The sequence below is a fragment of the Streptomyces bikiniensis genome (assembly GCF_000716625.1).
Classification (GTDB): domain Bacteria; phylum Actinomycetota; class Actinomycetes; order Streptomycetales; family Streptomycetaceae; genus Streptomyces; species Streptomyces bikiniensis.
In genome coordinates this window covers 1-775 of record NZ_JNXJ01000121.1, presented here as the reverse complement: position 1 = coordinate 775, position 775 = coordinate 1, and the positions used below count along the sequence as shown (strand labels likewise).

Genomic DNA, 775 nt, shown 5'->3' with positions numbered 1-775 from the left:
GGCGACGACCCCGGCCAGGATGATCAGGACGGTGACGGTCACCCCCTCCCACCGGGCGCCGCCGAGGGTGCCGAGCAGCCAGTAGGTGAAGCCGCGGGTGGAGTTGGCGTCCCCGTTGACCATGAGGATGACGGAGGTGACTCCGGCGAAGAACTGGGACACGAGCACGCCGGTCAGCACCACGCGGGAAGGACTGGCGACGCGCCCCCCGCCGAGCAGGAGCAGGAGCAGGCCGAAGGAGACCAGTCCGCCGGCGAACCGCCCAGACCGATGTGCCGGAGGATCGTGGAGACCACGTCCAGGGGCCGGATGTTCGCGCTGCCGAACAGCGACGCGGTGACGATCGACACCAGGAGGCCGGCGACGGCCAGGAGGTAGAGCGCTGCGGTCGCGGTGCGCCGCCGGCGCACCGGAGCCTTCTCACTCGTGGTGATCGGGGCTCCGGCGCGCTCGGCGGTCGTGTGTGAACTCGTCGTCATGATGGTGGACGGGTCAGCCGAGCTTGTTCAAGCCGTTGACCAGCGCGGGGACGGCGGACGCGCTGCCGTAGCTGGGATCCATGCGGCTGCCGGGGATGGTGATGAACTTGTCGCCCTTCACCGCGGCGAGCTTGCTGGTGAGCGGGTCCTTCTTGAGAAGCTCGATCTTCTCCTTGGCGGTGTCGTTCGGTTCGCCTCGGGTCAGGTCGGCCAGGATGATGACATCGGGGTTCCGCGCGGCGACCTCGTCCCAACTCACCTCGGCCCACTTCGTCTTGGCGTCGGCGAAGATGTTC

3 protein-coding genes are annotated in these 775 nt (G+C 68.6%); all 3 read right to left on the bottom strand.

Annotated features, from left to right (window positions below; translation table 11 throughout):
- The coding region (locus tag OO47_RS38350) for an iron chelate uptake ABC transporter family permease subunit (RefSeq protein ID WP_234323398.1) at nucleotides 1–219 on the bottom strand (219 nt) is incomplete at its 3' end.
- Nucleotides 174–479, bottom strand: a complete 306-nt coding sequence (locus OO47_RS38345; protein ID WP_234323397.1) for a hypothetical protein — start codon at nucleotides 477–479, stop codon at nucleotides 174–176. The genes OO47_RS38345 and OO47_RS38350, both read right to left, overlap by 46 nt.
- A gap of 13 nt (nucleotides 480–492) precedes the next feature.
- Nucleotides 493–775 (bottom strand): ABC transporter substrate-binding protein (locus OO47_RS33015; RefSeq protein WP_033211218.1); only part of this gene is annotated, 283 nt, incomplete at its 5' end.